Source organism: Streptomyces sp. NPDC001373, assembly GCF_042895815.1.
Taxonomy (GTDB): Bacteria; Actinomycetota; Actinomycetes; order Streptomycetales; family Streptomycetaceae; genus Streptomyces.
This window is the reverse complement of the sequence record NZ_JBIAWQ010000008.1, coordinates 172308-192523: the sequence shown is the minus strand read 5'-3', so window position 1 is coordinate 192523 and position 20216 is coordinate 172308. Positions and strand designations below refer to the sequence as shown.

The window sequence follows — 20216 nt, the reverse complement described above, 5'->3', positions numbered from 1 at the left end:
TTCAATCAGCCTGCCTGGGCGCCAAAGGACCGACAGGATCAACCCCTCGTCGACCCCGGTGGCTGGATGAGCGTCCGCCCAAAGGCTCTGCCAACTCCGCGTGGATACTTCACATCGCGCATGCCCTGTCTACCCAAGGCCGGGCAGCCTTCCTCATGGCTGACATCGCAGCCAAGAGCCCCCAACCCGCGGCACGAAAGCTCCGGGAACGGCTGGTACGGGACAACACAGTCGAGTGCGTGATCGCACTGCCACCTCGCGTGTTCGGTCACACCGAGGCCACCGCCGGCATTTCACGCCTGGAGGTCACATGGCCCGACGCGCGAACACGCACACGGTTCCACGAGGTGACGGATCCCCTTCACTCCATGGCCAGGAAACTGGCCATGGAGAGCAGGACTCTGTACGACCTGAAGGACGCCCTGCTGCGCGACATCTCAGCAAGGTCCGACGTGCTCTCGGAGGAGCGAACTCTCGAGCCTCCAGCTCCAAGGCGGCACGTACGCGGTGACTAAATGCGACTCTTCACACCCGCGACCATACGGTGAGTCAGTTCCCGGATCTCCGCCAGAAGGGCCTCCGGCTGTCGGTCCAGGTCGAGGGCGTGCTGGTGGAGGACCGTCCCCGCGCGGCGTACTCGGTGGCTGGTGTGAGGAGCGCTGCCCTTGGCGTACACCAGATGGCCCTCAGGCAGGCCGAAGGCAGTGCAGTAGGCAAGCATCTGATAGAGGTCCTCGTTCGGATAGCCTCGCCGCTTGCCGGCCTTGTACTTGGCGTCAGCCACGATGCACGGCATCCCCGAGTCCGCGTACCAGACGAAATCCGGTCGTAGCCGGACGGAATCGCATTCGTCCAGGTGTACATCCTTTGCCTGCAGGGCACTCCGGCCTCCGTAGGGACGCACCGCCTCCCGCAACGCTGCGCACACGAAGTCCTCGTACACGCGGTTCATGTCGAAGAGGAACCCGTCCATGCGCAGGCTACCGGGCAGGTGCTCTGCCGACGCCCCGTCCAGAACCACCTGAGCGAGGTGGAGGGCCTGGTGATAGCGGGTGTTGAGACGCGTGGGCCGCCAAGCCGGAATCACCTGTCCGCGTACGAGCGGTGTGATGTCTGCCAGCCGGGCACGCTGGCGCATCAGGCGCGTCCGTACCGTCTGGGGCACACCGGGGAGGATCAGAAGGCGGTCGACGGCAGCACGCAGGATCCGGTTTTCGGCGATGTCGGTGGTGAACTCGTCGTAGGCCACCTCCACTGGCAGGGGCATCCCGAACCGCCGTCTGATCTGCTCGGCCTCCCGAATCCGGCCCCGTACGACGAGGGACGCCTCCTCGACGGTCCGGTAGCCCTGGAGCAGGCCCCGCCGCAGAGCCCGGTCGGTCTGACGCTCGACGGCATGGGCAAGTGCGGGGAGCAGTTCGCTGTGTTCGGCGACATCGACCACGCCGTTCCGCCAGCCGCCCGGGTCACTGCTGTAGCCGAGCAGGAAGAACAGACGCGCGACGGGCACCTTGGGAGTGATCCGTACGGTGACGGTCTCGCCACCCGGGACGGCAACGGCCACCACCCCGACCTTGCTCCCCGCACGCAGGCGCCACATGCCCGGCACATAGGAGTCGGGGGCGGCTTCTTCGAGGATCTTCGCGGCTGCCAGTGCGCGGCCCACCGTGTCCGGCATCGGGAAGGCTCGGGCGGGCGCGTGCTCGACGAGGGAAACGACGGCCGTCACTCCGAGTCGAACCCTTCACCCGATTCCTGCTGCCCCGACAGCATCGCCACCGCCCCACGCAGCGCCGACAGCCCGTAACGGCTTTCGATGTCCACGCCTTCGCCGTAGTGGTGCTCCTCCAGCAGCGGGAGGATCTTCGTCCGCCAGGTGCGCTCCAGTCCTCCCTCCCGGAAGACTCCGGACTTCATCAAGTAGGACGGTCCGATCCGGAAGTCGGCGTCGTCGATGCGGGCGTTCAACGCGTCCAACAGATCGGCCGGCTCGGGATCCTTGCCTTCCTCGGCCAGCCACCGGCGCAGGAGTCCGCCGGTCGGCTCGATGCGCGGAGACAGTTCGACGAAGGCGAAGCGCCGGCGCATCGCCGCATCCACGAGGGCGATCGAGCGGTCGGCCGTGTTCATGGTGCCGATGATGAAGAGGTTGCGGGGCAGGAAGAAGTCCTCGCCCGAGTAGGTCAGCCGAACCGAGCGGTCGCGGTACTCCAGGAGGAAATACAGCTCGCCGAAGACCTTGGCCAGGTTGGCCCGGTTGATCTCGTCGATGATCAGGAAATGCGGGATGTGCCGGTTTCCCTCGCGGCGGGCGAGCGCGGCGAACTCCCGCAGTGGACCGGCTGTGAGGCGGAACGCAACCTCGCGCGTCTTGGGGTCCTCACGAGGGCGGAAGCCCTCGAAGAAGTCCTCGTACGCGTACGAAGGGTGGAACTGGACCACATTCACCTGCTCGCGTCCCCCGCCGAGATACTCGGCGATCTCCTGCGCGAGAAACGTCTTCCCCGTGCCCGGGGGACCGTAGAAGATCAGCTGCTTCTCGTCCTCCAGGACGTTCCTGACCTCCTGCAACCACTCCACGTCGTGCACGTTGAGCGCCTTCCGCAGCTCCTCGGTGGGTTCGGGCAGCTCCACTTCGCGGCGGGCCGTGACAGCCGCGGGCTCGGCTCCGGGCTCGGCCCCGCTGTCCAAGGCCTCCTGCACGAGTTCCTCGTCGCTGACGCCCAGACCGTCGATGATGGCCTTGGAAGTCGTCAGATCGACCACGTCGTGCTTCAGCGACAGCTGCAACCGGAGTTCCTCGGGCAGCTCCGTCAGCGGGAAGCCCTCCCTCCCCCACTCCACGGGGCGGCGCAGGCTGCTGCTGCCGTCCTCGGCGATTCGCTGCTCGACGCTTCCGGTGATCTCACCGATGTAGAGCCGGCCGTCGGAGACGGTGCACACCGTGTCTCCCGGCCGCATCCGGGAGAAGAAGGAGTGCAGTTCGTCGACGAGCTGCACCTTCTCGTCGTAGGTCGCAGTCGACTCGTAGTCCTCGTCGACGAAGGTACGGAGCTGCTCCTTGCTGACGCCCTGGGCCACGTCCGGCCGCAGCCGGAGAGCAGCGAGGGTCACTCGGCCCTCAAGAAGCCACAGCTGTTGTACGAGGTCGGAGGCCCAGGGGTGGGCAGCCCTCACGAGCCACGCGCGGCTGGGGCCCGACCAGACCTGTTCGAGGAAATCGGCGAGCGGCCGACCGTCCTCGGTCTTCCATTCGAGCCACCCGTTACAGCTGCGGCCCACGAGAATGTCACCTGCGGCGGACGGCGAATTGCATTCGACGTCCCGGACCACCTCCAGCCACCCCGGCCAGGTGGCGGTCTCGAGTATCGCCCCTTCCTCGATCAGCTTCTCCCGCAGCCTGTGCGAGGAGGGTGTCCTCAACGGAAAGGAGGGCACGACGTCCGGACGAGCCGGGGACCCGGCGAGCACGACCATCTTCTGACTGCCGTTGGTACCCATCTCGGAGAGCAGCCGCCCTCGCGCCGTCGGCCCACCGTGGGGCAGGCGCAGCTGGAATTCCGGGTATTCCTCGGCCATCGGTCTCCTCGTCCGGGTGGTGTGTGCCAGTGGGCATGAACGCATTGTGGGGCGCGATGATCCACTGCGATGGGGATGTGCAAGTTTCCGGCCAACGATGATGTCCGGATGTCACGGGTTCCAGCCGCGGATTGCCCCGTGCACGAAGAGCCGTCCATGATCTACAGCGGGAGCATCGTCACAGCAAGGGGGAAACGGTGGGAATCGGAACGTCCAACGGCACGGCCAGGCAGCGGCACACCGACGAGTTGGCCGCCGCCTCCTCCATGACAGCCTCACAGCTGGCGCAGGCGGTAGGCCGGTTCGACGGCGACAAGGCCGCCATGGTGCGCGCGGCCGTACGCACGGCCGAGCGTGCTTTCTCCGAACTCGACGCCTGCGACAACGTCATCGATGAGGCATCGGAGACGGGCCGAAAGATCGCTGACCGACTGGCTGAGCTACTCGCAGCCGAGGAAGCCGCAGACATTCCCGTACAGCTGGCCGCGCTGGAAGCCGCCTCGGCACTCGTCCGCGACACGGACGGGACACGCACTCTGCTGAACCGTCTCCTCGGGCGCGAGGAGGAATTCGGGCAGAGGCCGCCGGCTGTCCGTCATCTCTCATCGGCCGACCTTCCCGGCCTGCCTTCTGCCTACACGGACGAGACCGGCTTTGAGGACCTGATGGCCGTGGCCGCCCGTGGAGAGGAACTGGCACCGCGACTGCGGGACGCCCATGCCGAGCGCCTCGGCATGGTGGCGGACCACGTGGTCCGTGTGGTGCGGGAGGCAGCCGCGGCCGGCTTTGCCGAGCGGGGGTTCGCCGTCGAGTCGGTCCACGAGGCCCGCCATGCCTACGAGCTGTGGCTCCGATGTCTCGCGGAACGTAACCGGGATCTCGGCTGAAGCGGCCATCAGCTCCCCTGGGCTTCTCCTCCAGCGGGTACGGAACCGTCGTCCAGATGGATACCGTGTGCGCTATTGCCCAGTCACACACGACTGTCCGTCCAGATGACATCCCACCCGAGTGGAAAGGCAGCTCGTGCAGATCGCACCTCTCAGCCCACACGACCCCACCGAGCTGGGCGGCTACGAGCTGCTCGGCCGCATCGGGCACGGCGGGATGGGGCAGGTGTATCTGGGAGAGTCCCCGGGCGGTGAGCCCGCCGCAGTCAAGGTGATCAAGCCTTCCGTCGTGGATTCCGAGACACGGCAGCGCTTCGCCCAGGAAGTGGAGATCCTCAAGACGATCTGGGGTGCCCGGATCGCAGCGCTCCTGGACGCCGACCCGGAAGCCGACCGCCCGTGGCTGGCCACCGAGTACATCGAGGGACTCGACCTGAGCCGGCACGTGGCGAGCCACGGACCGCTCCCCTCCCTGCTCACGGCCTCGCTCGGGGCGACTCTCGCCGAGGCACTCGCGACCGTGCACAAGCAGGGTCTGCTGCACCGCGACCTCAAGCCCGCCAATGTGCTCCTGGGCCCCAACGGCCCGAAGATCATCGACTTCGGACTCGCGGTCTTCGCCGAGTCGAGCGTGTCCCTGACCGCACCCAACACCGTCGTCGGCACCCCGTCCTGCATGCCGCCGGAGCAGGCCAATGGTGAGAAGCCGCTGACGCCGGCCGTCGACGTGTACGCGCTCGGCGCCGTGCTGCTGTTCGCCGCCTCCGGCCACCTCCCCTACCAGGCGGCCAACATCCACGTCCTGTTCCACCAGGTCACCGACCCCGCGAAAACCCCCGACCTGTCGGGGGTGCCGGACGAGCTCGTGCCCTTGCTGACGGCCATGCTGGCGCACCAGGCCCAGGACCGGCCCGCCCTCGACGACGTGGTGAAGCAGTGCCGCGCCGTCATCGAGGCGCAGGGCTTCAAGGTCGCCCAGGCCCGACGCCGCCTGACGAGTCACACGGCTGCGCCCACGCAGCTGCTGGACAGCCTGCTCCCCCCGGCCGAGGCACCGACCGTTCCCTTCTCCCCCGCCGGAGAGCCGGAGGCCGGGGCGACCGCGGAACCGCCCACGACCGGGACCGGTACCGAAACGACCCGCGTACTGCCTCCTACCGGCCCCGACCGGACCCCCACACTCGTCGACCACCCCGAGCCCCAGCCCGAGGCCGCCGGCGCCATGGGTCCGGCGCAGAAGCCGCCCTCAGCGCCGACCGCCGACGCGGGCCAGGCCCCGTCTCCCCTCCCGGTGTCCGGCCCCCCGGCCAGGGCCCGTGGCGGACGCCCCCGCCACTCCGCCCAGGCCCGGATCACCGCCCAGCGTCTGCGCGAGGCCTATGCGGCATCCGCGACCTTCTGACGGGCGCGAACCCGCGATACTGGAGGGCCTGCCCCATCCGCCACGAAACGCCACAGGAGGCCACGGGTGACCGTCGTCCAGACCAGCTCCGAGCAGAACGGTGACCTGTCGGCTGAGGCGGGGCATGAGCAGTTCCCGGCCGGCGCTCAGGTCCTCGTCCGCGACGAGGTGTGGCTGGTCAAGAGCTCCGTACTGACCACGGCGGACGGCGCCCGCGTGGAAGTGGTCGGTGTGTCCGACTTCGTCCGCGACCAGGAGGCCGTGTTCTTCACGCGTCTGGACACGATCGAGCTGATCGATCCGCGGGACACCCGGCTGATCGCGGACGACTCCCCGAACTACCGCCGCTCCCGTCTGTTCCTGGAAGCCGTCCTGCGTCGTACGGCGCTGCCCCAGTCGGAGCGCCGGCTGGCCCTCGCGGACTCCTTCCTGCTGGATCCGCTGCCCTACCAGCGTCGGCCCGCCGAGCTCGCCCTCTCGGGTGCCAATCTGCGCCCGCGCCTCCTCATCGCTGATGTGGTGGGCCTGGGCAAGACCCTGGAGATCGGCCTCACCCTCGCCGAGCTGATCCGTCGCGGCCGGGGGGAGCGGATCCTCGTCGTCACCCCCCAGCACGTGCTGGAGCAGTTCCAGCACGAGCTGTGGACGAGGTTCGCGATTCCGCTGGTGCGGCTGGACTCGGTGGGCATCGAGCGGATCCAGCGGGAGATCCCGGCCGGCCGTAACCCGTTCACCTTCTTCAAGCGCGTGATCGTCTCCATCGACACCCTCAAGAACACCGACCAGTACCGGCACCACCTGGAGCAGATCCGCTGGGACGCGGTCGTCATCGACGAGTCACACAACCTGATCAACCGCGGCTCGCTCCGCAACCAGCTCGCCCAGACCCTGGCCCCCCGCACCGACGCCCTCATCCTCGCCTCCGCCACCCCGCACAACGGTGACGCGAAGTCCTTCGCCGAGCTCATCGGCCTCCTGGACCCCGCGGCGATCCGCGACCCCGAGAACTACCGGGCCGAGGACATCGAGCACCTCTTCATCCGCCGTACGAAGGTCAGCACCGAGGTCCGCGAGCAGATGAAGGGGCAGTGGGCGGACCGCGGCCCGTCCGAGGCGGTGCACTGCCCGGCCACCCCCGCCGAGGAGAAGATCTTCGAGGAGCTCGCGGCGGTCTGGCTGCCGAACGACGGCGGCACCTCCGTGAGCTCGGTGCCGCTCTTCCCGTACACGCTCCTGAAGTCCTTCCTGTCCTCCCACGCGGCCTTCAGGGCCACCGTCGCCGCCCGCATCAAGACCCTGGAGAAGAAGGACGACCCCCGGAGCACAGCGGCGGAGCTGTCCGCCCTGCACCGCCTGACGGAGCTGTCCGCGGACATGACCGAGGCGGATTCGGCGAAGTTCGGCGCGCTGGTCGAGCAGCTGAAGAGCATCGGTGTCGGCCCCTCCTCCGATACCCGCGTCGTCGTCTTCTCCGAGCGCGTCCAGACCCTGGAATGGCTTGCCACCGTCCTCCCCGCCGCCCTCGGCTTCCGGGGCCGCACCGCGCAGGGCTGCACCCAGGTCATGCACGGCGGCCTCTCCGACGAACAGCAGATGGACGTCGTGGAGAAGTTCGGACTCGCCGGCGCTCCGGTACGCATCCTGCTGACCGGCGATGTGGCGTCCGAGGGCGTCAACCTGCACCGCCAGTGCCATCAGCTCGTCCACTACGACGTCCCGTGGTCGCTGATCCGCATCGAGCAGCGCAACGGCCGCATCGACCGCTACGGGCAGGCCCACCAGCCGCAGTTCCGTGCCCTGATCCTGACCAGCGAGGTCGAAGGCGCCAAGGACGACACCCTCGTCTCCGAACGCCTGCTGGAGCGCGAGGACCAGGCGTACCGCGCGCTCGGCACCGCCGAGGCCGTCAGCGGGCTCTACCGGGCGGAGGCCGAGGAGAAGTCCCTGATCCAGGACCTGCTGCGCGGCAAGACCGTGGACGAGTCGCTGGACGCCCGGCAGTCCGGGGCCGACGCGGATGCAGCCGTGATGGACGACTTCCTCGCGGACTTCTTCGGCTCGGTCGGAGAGCATCCGGCAGAAGCCGCGGACGCTGCCGCGGAGGACTCCTCGGAGACTCCCGCTCCGGAAGCGCCCGCGAGCGGCATGGGCGCGAGCAGCGCCGTGCTCCCCCGCCTCTTCGACTCCACCGCCCACTTCCTCGACGAGGCGCTCCGCGAGGTGTACCCGGATGCCCGTGATCGGCTGGACCTCGACCGTGACGACCAGTCGGGGCTGTTGTCGTTCAAGCCCCCCGCCGACCTCCTCCACCGGCTCAAGGCCCTGCCCGTGGACTACCTGCGGGAGCAGGGGCTGCGCGAGCGCCTGCTCGTCACCTTCAACCGGCGGCTCGCCCAGCATTCGCTCCAGCGGGCCCGCGAGGCGGACTCCATGTCGAGCTGGCCGGAGATCTCGCTGCTGACCGATCTGCATCCGGTGGTCGAGTGGCTCACCGACAAGGTGCTGGTCCGGCTCGGCCGCCAGGAAGCTCCGATGATCACCGCAGGCGTCGCGGAGCCCACGTTCCTCGTGCAGGGGGTGTACTCGAACAGCCTCGGCAGGCCCACCGTCGTGAAGTGGATGGGCGTCACCAGGAGCGGGACCGTGAACGCGGACATGGTGTCCCTGCTGCGCAGCTCTGGCGTGGGCCCCACCATGGCGAACAAGCTCCGCTACCGCGACCCCGCCCCGCTGAAGGCCGCCATCCCCGACGTGCTGAGCGCCGCCGAATCCTTCATGGAGGAGCACCGCGACGCCTGGGACCGGCCGCTGCGTGAGTCGATCGCGCTCCACAAGGAGCGGCTCGGCGAGTGGGAACAGCCCACTCTCGCCGGCGAACACACCAAGAAGCGGCTCACCGACCTCGCCGACGACCTGCTGACCACCGGACAGCGCCCCATGCTGCGCGTCCTCGCGGTCCTGCTTCCCGACCCCGACGCCCCACCCGCTGCGCCCGCGTCCCCGTCCGCCGCGCCCGCCGCACTGTGAGAAGAGCCCTGTCATGACGTACGACTCCCTCGTCAACCGCGGCGACTACTTCTCCGCGCACTACCTCGCCGAGGTACTGCCCAAGGACCTCAAGTCGGGCCTGCTCCAGACCTGGAAGGAGCGGGAGGAGGCCGCCAGGCCGCCGGCAGACGCGGCACAGGAAACGGCCCCTGACGAACTGGGCGCGGTGCGGGAGCCGAAGAGCATCGCGCTCCCCGTCACTCCGCGCGCGGGACTGCGCGCCCTGCGCCGCGACTACTTCCGGGCACGGTCCTTCTTCGCCCTCCCCGAGGACGCCGACGGCACCACCTCCGCGCCCGACACCGAGGACGACTCGGTGACGTACGCCGCCCCCGCCTGGCGGGAGCGGGTGCTGGCCCTGAACTCCGACGTGCTGCGCTCCCTCGGCTACGACGCCAAGCCGCGCACCATCACCGTGGAACGGGCCCGCCAGACCTACGAGATCCCGGTCGCGCACGCCGAGAAGGGCCTGGTCGCGATCAACTGCGGCTGGGCGGCCGAGCCCGACGCGGCCCTGGACCCCGAAGGCCCGGGCCGGCTCCTGGACCCGGTGCCCCTCGACGGCTCGCACACCCTGGCCACCGGTTCGAAGCTGGCCTCGTTCCTGTTCGCCTGCGAGGACGCGCCACGCTACGTCCTGCTGCTCGTCGGCGGAGTCATCGTCCTGGCCGACCGCGCCGTCTGGGGCGAGGGCCGGTACCTGGCGGTCTCTCTCGACACCGCCCTACAGCGCAACGACAGCCGTGCGGGCGGTGAACTCGACACGATCGCGGCGCTGTTCGGCGCGGACTCGCTGCGCACACCGGAGGAGGGCGGTGAGAACCCGCTCGCCGAGCTCGTCGGCAAGTCCACCAAGCACGCGGTGGGCGTCTCCAGCGAACTCCGCGACGGCCTGCGCACGAGCGTCGAGCTGATCGCCAACGAGGTGCTGGAGCGCCTGCGCGAGCAGGGCGTGCAACCGCAGGACATCGGCGAACTCCCCGAGCTCGGAAAGCAGCTGACCCGCGAATCGCTGCGCTACCTGTACCGCATCCTGTTCCTGCTGTACGCGGAGGCCCGCCCGGAGCTGGGGATCCTGCCGTCCGACTATCCCGAGTACCAGCTGGGCTACGGCCTCGGGCGCCTCGGCGAACTCGTGGCCGAGCGGGACCTCATCGACGAGAAGTCCCGCAAGGGCTTCTACCTGTACGAGTCCCTGGACCTGCTGTTCCGCAAGGTCCAGGACGGCTACCGGCCGCGTCGCACGCACGGGGCGGCGGCCGAGGCCGAGGCCGTCGAGGCGAAGACCAGCGAGGACCTCGGTCTGCGCTTCGAGCCCCTGCACTCCAAGCTCTTCGAGCGCGAGTCGATCCAGCTGATCGGCGCGGACACCGTCCCCGACCCGCGCCACGACGCCGACGAGGCCCTCGCCCGGGGCGAGTCCGTCCGCTACCTCGACACCCGACTGCGCAACGCCACGCTGTACGCGGTCCTGCACAAGCTCATGCTCACCAAGGGCAAGAAGGGCGAGCGCGGCGGCTTCATCTCGTACGCACAGCTGGGCATCAACCAGCTGGGCGCGGTGTACGAGGGCCTGATGTCGTACACCGGCTTCATCGCGGGCGAGGAGCTGTACGAGGTCGCCAAGGGCGGCGACCCCAAGGACGGCTCCTGGCTGGTGCCGAAGTCGAAGACCGAGGAGTATCCGGACTCGGTTTTCGTCAAGCGGCAGCACAAGGACACCGGCGAGGAACTGCGGGTGCGGTACGACCCGGGTTCCTTCGTGTACCGCCTCTCGGGCCGCGACCGGCAGACCTCGGCGTCGTACTACACCCCGGAATCGCTGACGAAGGTCACCGTCCAGCTGGCGCTCCAGCACCGCCTGGACCAGGACGGCACCATCACCGAGGCGCGGGAGCTGCTGGACTGGAAGATCTGCGAGCCGGCCCTCGGCTCGGGCGCGTTCCTCAACGAGGCGATCAACCAAGTCGCGGCCGAGTACCTGCGCCGCAGGCAGCAGGAACTGGGCCGGGCCATCGACACGGAGCAGTACGCGGTCGAGCTCCAGAAGGCCAAGGCGTACATCGCGCTGCACAATTCGTACGGCGTGGACCTCAACGAGACGGCGGTCGAGCTGGCCGAGGTCTCACTGTGGCTCAACACCATGCACCCGGGCATGGAGGCCCCCTGGTTCGGCCTGCACCTGCGCCGCGGCAACTCGCTCATCGGCGGCCGGCGCGAGGTGTACCCGGCGGAGCGCCTGAAGAAGGGCGGCTGGCTGGGCACGACCCCGGAGCGCTATCCGCTGGTGGACGCGCTGTCGGGGACGCCGCTGCCCGAGGGCGCGGTGCACCACTTCCTCCTTCCGGCGAAGGAGTGGGGCGCGGTGGCGGCCGAGAAGGAAGCGAAGGCGCTCGCGCCGGAGGCAGCGAAGGCGCTGGCCGCCTGGCGCAAGGCGATCACGAAGTCCCCAACTGCGAAGCAGACTGCCCGACTCCAGGGCTTGGCCCGGCGTGCCGAGTACCTGTGGGACCTGGTAGTGCAGCGGCTGACGATCTCCGAGCGGGAGATCTCCCGCCGCATCGACGTGTGGGAGGCGAACGAAGACTGGCTGCGCTCACCGAAGGAAGCGGTACCGAGGGAGAAGGTCCTGGGGGACCTGGTGGCGGTGGACACCCCGTACTGGCGGCTGAAGCAAGTCATGGACACGTGGTGCGCGCTGTGGTTCTGGCCGGTGCAGGAGGTGGGGCTTCTTGATGGCTCTAACGGTCGCTACGCGCGCGCCGAGAGCGTAGCCGCGCAGGGGTCCGAGACCGCTGATGCAAATGCAGTGATCCGTACGTACGAGGAGATCGACCTCCTCGGCAACGTCACGGTCAAGGAGGTCAAGCGCGGCGACATCGACAAGCGCAGGAAGGGCACTCGCAAGGGGGAGCAGGCCTTCACCGAGCAGCGCCGCGACGTAATCCCGCTCGCGCAGCTCGAAGACTGGCTGGACTTCGCGGAGGCCCTGCTCGGCACGCATGACGTGCCTGAGAAGTCGCTTGTCGCGTCGTTCGACTCGCTCGACTCACTTGAGCGGTACGAAAACGACCTGCCCGAGTGGATGGGCATGGACCGCTTCCAGTGGCTGGAGAGCCGGTTCCCATGGACGGCGGTTGCAAAGGACGTAGCCAAGGCGCAGGGATTCTTCCACTGGGATCTAGAGTACGCCCAGGTCTTTGCTCAGGGCGGATTCGACTTGCAGGTAGGCAACCCCCCGTGGGTTAGGCCACAGTGGCGTGAGGACCTGGTTCTGGCTGAGCTGGAACCTTGGTTTGTGATGGCGGAAGATCCGAGCGCGGCGGAGTGGCGCCTGCGCAAGCAAGACGTGCTGGGCACGCGTGCGGACGGCACGGGCTTCGTCCTCTCCGAACTGGCGGCCCATGCGGGGGCCGTCGCGACACTGGGTAGCCCGATCATGTATCCGCTCCTGATTGGTACCCAGGGCGATCTCTACCGTGCCTTCATGGCTCAGGTATGGCAGCACATCGCAATGCACGGCAGCGCAGGCATGATTCACCCGGACACGCACTTCGGCGGCGTACGCGAGGGTGCCATCCGGGCCGCCAGTTATCGCCATCTCCGGGTGCACGCACATTTCGTCAACTCGGCGAACTGGGCCTTCGAAGATCTTTCCCGTTCACAGGAATTCGCGATGCACATCTATGGCAGGTCGCAGGAGCCCAACTTCCTGCATGTCAGCCAGCTGCGCGACGCCGAGGCGCTGCCCGACTCGCTGATCCACGACGGACGAGGCGCCGCGCCGGGAATCAAGCACAACGGCTCGTGGGACATCCGGCCGCACCGCGAGCGCGTCGTGCAGGTGGACATGGCTTTGCTGACCAGTTGGCATGCCCTGACGGGATCGACGGGTGGATCGGCACAGACTCCGTTGCTGTACCCCGTCCTCGTTGGCGAGCAAGGGGCAATCGAGGCACTTGCTGCCTACGGCAACACCTTGGCCGATTACAACCCAATGGTCTCAAGCGGATACCACGAAACCGGCGCCAAGAAGGACGGGCTGATCCGCTGGGGCAACCAGGCCGTCCTCGAACTCTCAGACGTCATCCTTCAAGGACCGCACATTTCGTACGCCCTGCCGTTGGCAAATGAGCCGATGATTCCCTGCCTCAACCAAAGACACTGGGAGGCGATCGCGCCGACGGAACTTCCAGAGGCGCACGTCCCCGTGAGCAACTATGTGCGGGCCACGGACGAGGCGACCTACCTAGCGGCCCAGGACTCCTGGCTTGGAAAGCCCTCCACATCGCATTTTCGGCTGGCCTGGCGAAGGATGATCCCCTTCAACACCAGCCGCAGCCTCCACGCCGCCCTGCTTCCGCCCGGCCCGGCCCATGTCCACACAGTGCAGACGGCATCCCTGGCCGACGGGCGCCTGACGACTCTCAACGCGGGCTTCTGGGCTTCTCTACCCCTCGACTATCTGCTGCGTATCACTGGCCGCGGGGACCTCCAGTTCACCGAGGCCCGCAAGATGCCCGCCCCCGACCCCACGCACCCACTGGCCTCCGCCCTGCTCCTCCGTACCCTCCGACTTAACGCCCTCACCACCCACTACGCCCTGCTCTGGGCAGAACTCTTTGACCCCCGCTGGGCGGGCTACGAGGACTGGGCCAACCCCAACTGGCCGCGCCTGAAGCCTCTTGCCACCAGTCTCACTCCCACCTGGGCGTACAGCACACCGCTCCGCACGGAGTATGAGCGCAGGGCCGCGCTCGTCGAGCTCGACGCCCTCGTATCCGTGTGGCTCGGTATCACAGCCGACCAGCTCGCCGCGATCTTCAAGTCCCGGTACCCGCAGCTGAACGACTACGAGGCGAAGACCTGGTTCGACGCCAACGGCCGCAAGATCGCCGAAAACTTCAACACATACGGACACGGCCAGACCAAGCAGGACTGGCTGGACTTCGAAGCGCACCTCGCCGACCCCGGCAACACCCCGCCCCCAGCCGGCTACGTCGCCCCCTTCTACAAGGCCGATCGCGAGGCTGAGATGCGGGCCGCGCATGCGCACTTCCAGGCGCGGCTGGATGCGGAGATCGCCGCTGGCCGGTGGGTACCTCCGTCGCGCGAAGAGGTAGAGGCGCAAGCCAGCGGCGAGGCGTGAACTGGCGTAGCTCGTAGGGCAAGGGTCTACCTCGGACAATGATGTGTCCGAGGCAGACCTTTTACCGCTCCGGGTGAGTCCTACCGAGCGCGAAACCGACGAACGCGGTCCACGCGGACGCAGCGAACATGAGGCCCAGACGGGTTGTGTCCTTGGAGTCACGGACATGGATGGCGTGGGGGCATGCGGCCACCTCAAGGCATTGGCCGCCGTCCCCAGCGCTGTGGCTTGACTTCCGCCACGCCATGGCAACCTCGACGCACTCACCACCAGAGCCGGTGCTGTAACTGCTCTTGAACCACGCCAACTGAGCGACGGTTCCGGCGGACTGTTCGGCATTCATGAGTCTCCCAGCAACTTCTCGACGAAGATCAGCGATGCGCGCGGAGTAAGCGCCTGGGCCCTGAGGATGCCGTACTGCTCCTCCAACTCCCGAACCGCCTTGCGGTCGGTGTGCAGACGGCTGTCCTTGTACCCCTCCACGTAGGCGATCCTCCGCCCGTCGCGTGTCTCGATCAAGGTGAACGGGCCTTCAAGGCCAGCATGCTCCTCCACGTCAATGGGCATCACCTGGATTTCGACGTTACGGCGCAGGCCGACCAGCTTGATCTGTTCGAGCTGCCCGCGCATCGCACTCCGACCACCCAGGGGACGCCGCAGGACCGACTCCTCGATGATGAAGCTGATCGTCGGCAGAGGCACGTGTACGAAGATCTCCTGCCGGGCAAGACGCGCTGCCACACGTTGCTCAACGGTCTCGTCCGGCAGCAGCGGGCGCCACATGGCGAACACCGCGCGAGCGTACTCCTCCGTCTGTAGAAGACCAGGCACGGCCTTCGTCGCGTACACATGCAGCTCGACCGCCTGGGTTTCCAACCTCGCCGCGTCGCGGAAGAACGCCGGGAACTGTGCCCGCTCGACCTCCTCCTTCATCTCCTTCAGGACACCGCCCGCGTCCAGCAGCTCATCCGCCTGGTCGATGACCTCCGGCGGCGGAACCCTGCGCCCCTGTTCGTACGCGGCGATGGTGGAGACCGAGTAGCCCAGCCGTTCGCCGAACTCGGGCCGTTCCATGCCGGCCCGCACGCGGAAGCGTTTGAGCTGGCGGCCGAAGGCCCGCAGCACCCCAGCCCCTGAGTCAGGCTCAGGTCCTTGGTTTTCATCAGCTGATTGCGTCGGTTCGCTCATGCCCGGCATCACCTCCATCGGCCAACGCCGCTCCGCGTCCGCCGTCACGCTCCGCCCCGCCTACACCCGCAGACCGGTCGCCTACCGCTACCCGCTGTAAGCGCACCGTCTCTTCCCACGGTAAGGGCGTGGCGGAAGCGTGTACCCCGTGAACAGCGAAACTTCCCCCGCACCAGACGCCCTTGAGTTCTCGATGCACTTCACCTCCTCACCCCGCGGTGCCCGCCTCGCCCGTCGACTCGTCTCCCACCGGCTCGACACCTGGGGCCACCCCTACACCTCCCCCGCCAACGAGACCCTGACGCTGATCGCCGCCGAGCTCACCGCCAACGCCGTGCGCCACGGCCACGTCCCCGGACGGGACTTCCACCTCCGCCTGACCGGCACCGCCGAAACCCTGCGCATCGAAGTCACCGACACCCGCACCGAGCGCCTGCCCCTGCTCTCCCACCGCGAGCCGCCCGGTGACGCCGAGTCGGGGCGCGGGCTGCTGGTCGTGGCCCGGCTCGCGAACCGTTGGGCGATCTCACCGCGCACCAACGCTCCCGGTAAGACGGTGTGGGCGGAGCTGTGCGTTTCACGCCATTGACCAGCGGGTTTCGGCTATGCGCGGGATCTTCACACCCAACCCCCGATAGGCTCGTCGGTCCGTGTGTCCGCCGCACGGGCAATCAAGGGGGACAGTGAACGTGAGCGCCATCCACGCGGGCCCGGCCGGCTACCGCATCTCCATCGTCGACGAGGACCCGCTCCGCGCCCGGCGCGAAGCACGCGAGCTGCTCGCCGCCATCGCCGAGACCGATCCGCAGGCCGCCCTCGACATCCCCAGTCCACAGGCAACCGCAACCGACAACTCCCTCAAGGGCGGGCCGGTCGCGGATCTGATCGGGCTGGTGTTCAGCGGCGGTTCCATGGTCGCCGCCGGTATCCAGATCTGGCTGGCCCGCGTGCCCCAGCGCACCATCGTCGTCACCCGGCCCGACGGGGCCACGCTGAGCATCTCCGGCAAGCAGGCCCGGGCCGACGACGAGCAGATCGAGCGGTTCCTTTCCGGTGGCTCGGAGGTCAGCCACGAGGACGGACCGGCCGCGGAGTGAGTGACAACGACCGGTACGCCATGCTGATCGGCGTATCCACGTACGACAGCGACCGCTACCACGATCTGCCGCCCGTCCGGGCCGACCTGCACTACATGCAGGCGGTACTGGAAAGCACCGAGATCGGTATGTACAACGACTGCGCGATGGTCCCCGAACCGACGCGCGCCGAGATGCTGCACGCCATCGAGGAGTTCCTGGAGGCTCGGCAGCCCAGCGAGACCGCCCTGCTCTACTTCAGCGGGCACGGGGAGTTCTGCGAGGCCGACGGCCAGCTGTACTTCCTCACCCGGGACGCCGACCCGGACGACCTGCCGGGCACCGCCGTGCCCGCCGAGTTCCTGGAACGGATGCTCCAGTCCTGCCGGGCCTCCTCGAAGGTCGTGCTGCTGGACTGCTGCTCCAGCGGCTCGGTCGTCCAGGGATGGACCGCCAAAGGCGCGGCCGACTCGAACGATCGGCCCGCGCCCAGCACCCTGTTGCGGCCGACCGGCGTGTACTTCATCACCGCGTCCGACGCCCTCCAGACCGCTTCCGCCATGGCACCGGCAGGGTCCACCCTCGGCACCTCCCGGTTCACCGGCGAGATCGTGGAAGGGCTGCGGTCCGGGCGGATCAAGGACAGCGGCTGGATCACTCCGGACGACCTGTTCGAGTACCTGACCTCGCAGATGGTGCGCAACGGCGTGCCCCAGGAGCAGCGGCCGACCAAGTCCACGATCCGGGCGACGAACTCCCTGCCGCTCGCCCGCTCCGTGGCGCGATCCGTGAACCTCCCCGCCCCGCCCCGCGACGCCGCCGACCAGGCCGCCCAGACCTCCCCCGCACTGCTGAAGGCCCGTGCCCTGGCCGGGCTCGATGCCCGCGACGGTGTCGACTGGCAGCGGCTGCTGCGCTACTACGTGCACTGCCTCGGCGCGCAGGCCGCGTCGGGCATGCTGCCGGACCGGGACAGCGGGCGGAGCTCGGCGTACTTCCTGCTGGGTCAGGGGTCCGAGACGATCCAGTCCGGGCTCGGCGCCGCCCTGCCCGCGCCCTCCCAGCTGCCGAAACCGAAGAGCAGGGGTGCCCAGGCGGATGGCGCGGGGCTGCAGGAGTACTGGTACGGCTATCCGGCCATCACCCTCCCCGAGCGCGGCGGAGACGCCCGGCGGCGGACCGCGGTACGGATCGCGCCGTTGCTGATCCAGTCGATGGAGCTCGCTCCCGACGAGGACGGCCGCGACAGGCTCCGCCCGAGCGGGGTGCCCTCCCTGCACACGGGCCTGATCACGGAACTGCTGGACGACGACGCAGCCGCCGACCTCCTCGCCCGGTGGCAGCCGACCTGGCAGGAGGGCAACGGCGCGCAGATGGTGAAGGCCGTGCGGGAACTCCTGACGGAGCTCGGCGTACCGGAGTTGGAGCCCCTCGACCTGTCGGCGCTCAGTGAGCGCTCCGTGATGGACTCGCTGCGGCCCGGTGCGCACAACGCCGCCGTCCTCCTCGCGCCCTCGGGCGTGGAGCGGGTCGCGACCGAGGCCCTCGTGGACAACCTGTTCCAGATCTCCACGCGGACCGGGCAGATTCCCGGCACCGCGCTGGACGCGCTCCTGACGGGCGGCGGCGACGGGGACACGAGCCGCGAAACGCCCTTCGTCGTCGCCCCGGGGCCCTGCAACGAGAGCCAGGAGCTGGTGATCTCGTCGGCGATGACCCGCCCGCTGACCGTCGCCACCGGGCCACCCGGTACCGGGAAGAGCGAGGTGGTGACCGCCGTGGTCGCGACGGCTGTCGCCGCCGGCCAGTCCGTGCTGGTCGCGTCCACGAACAACGAGGCCGTGAACGTCGTGGCCGAGCGGTGTGACGCGATCTCGCCGGGGCTGCTCATGCGGACCGGAAACGCGGCGGCGCTGGAGCGCGAGGCCGCAAAACTGGAACGGCTGCTCGCCCAGCCCATCGAGGCCCCGGGGCGGGGGGCGGCGACCGTGGCGGGCGAGCTGCGCAACCGGCACTCCCGGTCGGCCGCGCACCGGACGGAGGCGGCGCGGCTGGTCGGTGACGAGATGCGCCTGCTGGAGCTGCTGCGGCAGCGTGCCCGGCAGGCGGAAGAGCTCGGACTGCCGGTGGAGCTGCTGGCAGCAGCATGGGCCGACAGCGAGGTCACAGCGCTCGCGCGTTGGGAGGAGCGGGCCCGGAAAGCCGCCGGTGCCGGATGGTTCACCCTCGGCCGGTGGCGCAGAGGGCGGGCCCTTTCCGCGTTCGTTGCCGCGTCCGGTGCGGCTCCGGCCGACGCCTGGCCGTCCTGGGCCTCGTCGCGGCCGGCTCGGCCCGAGCTCCTCCTCGCCCTGGCGGAGGCCGTGTCCGTGGAAAGCACGCTGCGGGAGCTCGTACCTCAGCTCCTCGGCCGGGACGAGGAAGAGTTGAAGCGAGCCCGGCTGGAGAGCGCGGCCGGACTGTCGGAGACGTCGGGTGAGCTCGCCCGGGCCGTGGCGGCCGAGGCCATGGTCCGAGGCCGGTCGCTCATGGGCCAGCGGCTCCAGGCACTGCGCCAGCGCTCGGGCTTCCAGAAGAGTCAGCGCAATCTGATGGCGCACCTCAGGGGGTGGGCCATCAGCACCCACTCGGTACGCCAGCTGGAACTCGTCCCCAAACTCTTCGACCTCGTGGTGATCGACGAGGCGAGCCAGTGCTCGATTCCGTCGGTCCTCCCCCTGCTGTTCCGGGCCAAGCGGGCGCTGATCATCGGCGACCCCATGCAGCTCGGGCACATTCCCGGGATCACAGCACAGCAGGAACGGCAGGCACGCGTGCGGGCCGGGCTGAGCGCGGCGCAGCTGGAGGACCACCGGCTCGCCTACCACGTGTACGCCTCGTACCACGCGGCCGCACAGCACGGTGAGGCGGCGTTGCTGCTCGACGAGCACTACCGCTGCCATCCGGCGATCGCGGACATCGTCAACGGCTACTGCTATGCGGGCCAGTTGCAGGTGCTCACCGACGTACGGAGCCAGGTCCCGGCGGCCGATCCTTTCGGCACGGCCGATCCGGCGCCGGTGCTGGGCTGGGTGGACGTGCCGCACGGCGAGTCCGCGCGCGGCGGCGGTGGCCAGTCCTGGCGGAACGCGGCTGAGGCGGAGCGGGTACGGGACACGGTGGACGAGCTGCTGGCGCGGCTGCCCGAGCATGCCACCGTCGGGGTGGTGACACCCTTCCGGGCACAGAAGGAGGTACTGGCCCGGGTCTGGGCGGACGACGACCGGGTTCGGGTGGGCACCGTGCACGCCTTCCAGGGCGGACAGCGCGACGTCATGGTTCTGAGCCCGGTGGCCACCGGCAACACTCCGCCCCGTACGACGCACTGGGTGGCGAGTCAGGTCAACCTGTGGAATGTCGCCGTCACCCGGGCGAAGTCTCAGCTGATCACCGTCGGCAGTCACGCGTTCTGGCAGGGGCAGGCGGGACTCCCCGCGCTGCTCGCGGAGCGGTCGGCGGTGCTGCGTGCGGGGACGTACGCCGACCAGGACCCGGCCGCCAGGGCGAACTCGGTCTCCGGGTTCCGTGAAGAGCTGGCCGACCGGCTCCAGGAGTACCTGGGCGCATGCGGCATCACCGATCTGGAGCGGGCGGCCGTGGTCGGTGGGCACACCGTGGACCTGCTGTTCACGGTGGACGGGGCGAACACGGCGGTCATGATCGACCCCGGCCCCCAGCACGACCAGGACCCGGCGCGCCATCTGCGGCTGCACCACGCGCGCGGCGACCTGCTGACGGGCCTGCCGTCCGGCGGTTCCGGGGCGAAGGCCGGGCCGGTGACACGGACGGTCCGGATCCCGGCATGGCGGATTCTGGCCGGCGACTCGGCGCTGGAGCCGCTGTTCGCCTGA

Annotated in this window: 12 protein-coding genes; 8 read left to right on the top strand and 4 right to left on the bottom strand. The window is 68.9% G+C overall.

The window, feature by feature from the left end:
• Positions 1 to 14: 14 nt before the first annotated feature.
• Positions 15 to 515, top strand: coding sequence for an N-6 DNA methylase (locus ACFY15_RS20105; protein WP_390825901.1), 501 nt, complete (start codon positions 15 to 17; stop codon positions 513 to 515).
• Here the strand turns inward: ACFY15_RS20105 and ACFY15_RS20100 are convergent.
• A complete protein-coding gene (locus tag ACFY15_RS20100) occupies positions 512 to 1729 on the bottom strand; it encodes an McrC family protein (RefSeq protein WP_390825869.1) in 1218 nt (405 codons plus the stop codon). The genes ACFY15_RS20105 and ACFY15_RS20100 overlap by 4 nt on opposite strands.
• Positions 1726 to 3579, bottom strand: a complete 1854-nt coding sequence (locus tag ACFY15_RS20095) for a DUF4357 domain-containing protein (RefSeq protein ID WP_390825868.1) — start codon at positions 3577 to 3579, stop codon at positions 1726 to 1728. Before ACFY15_RS20095 ends, ACFY15_RS20100 begins: the two co-directional genes overlap by 4 nt.
• Positions 3580 to 3776: 197 nt before the next feature.
• Here ACFY15_RS20095 and ACFY15_RS20090 point away from each other — a divergent pair, with 197 nt between their 5' ends.
• The 4 genes from ACFY15_RS20090 (at position 3777) to ACFY15_RS20075 (ending at position 14065) form a co-directional block, all read left to right on the top strand.
• Positions 3777 to 4466, top strand: a complete 690-nt coding sequence (locus ACFY15_RS20090) for a hypothetical protein (protein WP_390825867.1) — start codon at positions 3777 to 3779, stop codon at positions 4464 to 4466.
• Between the two features lie 136 nt (positions 4467 to 4602).
• A complete protein-coding gene (locus ACFY15_RS20085) occupies positions 4603 to 5868 on the top strand; it encodes a protein kinase (RefSeq protein WP_390825866.1) in 1266 nt (421 codons plus the stop codon).
• A gap of 66 nt (positions 5869 to 5934) precedes the next feature.
• Complete coding sequence (locus ACFY15_RS20080; RefSeq protein WP_390825865.1) at positions 5935 to 8895, top strand: DEAD/DEAH box helicase; 2961 nt, start codon at positions 5935 to 5937, stop codon at positions 8893 to 8895.
• A gap of 13 nt (positions 8896 to 8908) precedes the next feature.
• Complete coding sequence (locus ACFY15_RS20075; RefSeq protein ID WP_390825864.1) at positions 8909 to 14065, top strand: class I SAM-dependent DNA methyltransferase; 5157 nt, start codon at positions 8909 to 8911, stop codon at positions 14063 to 14065.
• Between the two features lie 61 nt (positions 14066 to 14126).
• Here the strand turns inward: ACFY15_RS20075 and ACFY15_RS20070 are convergent, their stop codons facing one another.
• Entirely contained in the window at positions 14127 to 14408 is a 282-nt protein-coding gene (locus ACFY15_RS20070) for a DUF397 domain-containing protein (protein WP_390825863.1), read from the bottom strand.
• Positions 14405 to 15253: a helix-turn-helix domain-containing protein gene (locus ACFY15_RS20065; RefSeq protein ID WP_390825862.1), complete on the bottom strand. Its 849-nt coding sequence runs from the start codon at positions 15251 to 15253 to the stop codon at positions 14405 to 14407. The genes ACFY15_RS20070 and ACFY15_RS20065 overlap by 4 nt, the downstream gene beginning before the upstream one ends.
• A gap of 148 nt (positions 15254 to 15401) precedes the next feature.
• On the opposite strand from ACFY15_RS20065, the gene ACFY15_RS20060 reads away from it, so the two are divergent.
• The 3 genes from ACFY15_RS20060 to ACFY15_RS20050 all read left to right on the top strand — a co-directional run bounded on the left by ACFY15_RS20060 (position 15402) and on the right by ACFY15_RS20050 (position 20216).
• Complete coding sequence (locus ACFY15_RS20060; protein ID WP_390825861.1) at positions 15402 to 15842, top strand: ATP-binding protein; 441 nt, start codon at positions 15402 to 15404, stop codon at positions 15840 to 15842.
• A 100-nt stretch (positions 15843 to 15942) separates the two neighbouring features.
• On the top strand, positions 15943 to 16350 hold the full coding sequence (locus ACFY15_RS20055) for a hypothetical protein (RefSeq protein WP_390825860.1): 408 nt from the start codon (positions 15943 to 15945) through the stop codon (positions 16348 to 16350).
• The gene (locus ACFY15_RS20050; RefSeq protein ID WP_390825859.1) at positions 16347 to 20216 is read left to right on the top strand and encodes an AAA domain-containing protein; all 3870 of its coding nucleotides are present in this window, start codon (positions 16347 to 16349) and stop codon (positions 20214 to 20216) included. Before ACFY15_RS20055 ends, ACFY15_RS20050 begins: the two co-directional genes overlap by 4 nt.

Coding starts and splice junctions, on each gene's coding strand:
- ACFY15_RS20095 (WP_390825868.1), bottom strand. CDS start 3,579: ATGGCCGAGGAATACCCGGAATTCCAGCTGCGCCTGCCCCACGGTGGG.
- ACFY15_RS20070 (WP_390825863.1), bottom strand. CDS start 14,408: ATGAATGCCGAACAGTCCGCCGGAACCGTCGCTCAGTTGGCGTGGTTC.
- ACFY15_RS20065 (WP_390825862.1), bottom strand. CDS start 15,253: ATGAGCGAACCGACGCAATCAGCTGATGAAAACCAAGGACCTGAGCCT.
- ACFY15_RS20075 (WP_390825864.1), top strand. CDS start 8,909: ATGACGTACGACTCCCTCGTCAACCGCGGCGACTACTTCTCCGCGCAC.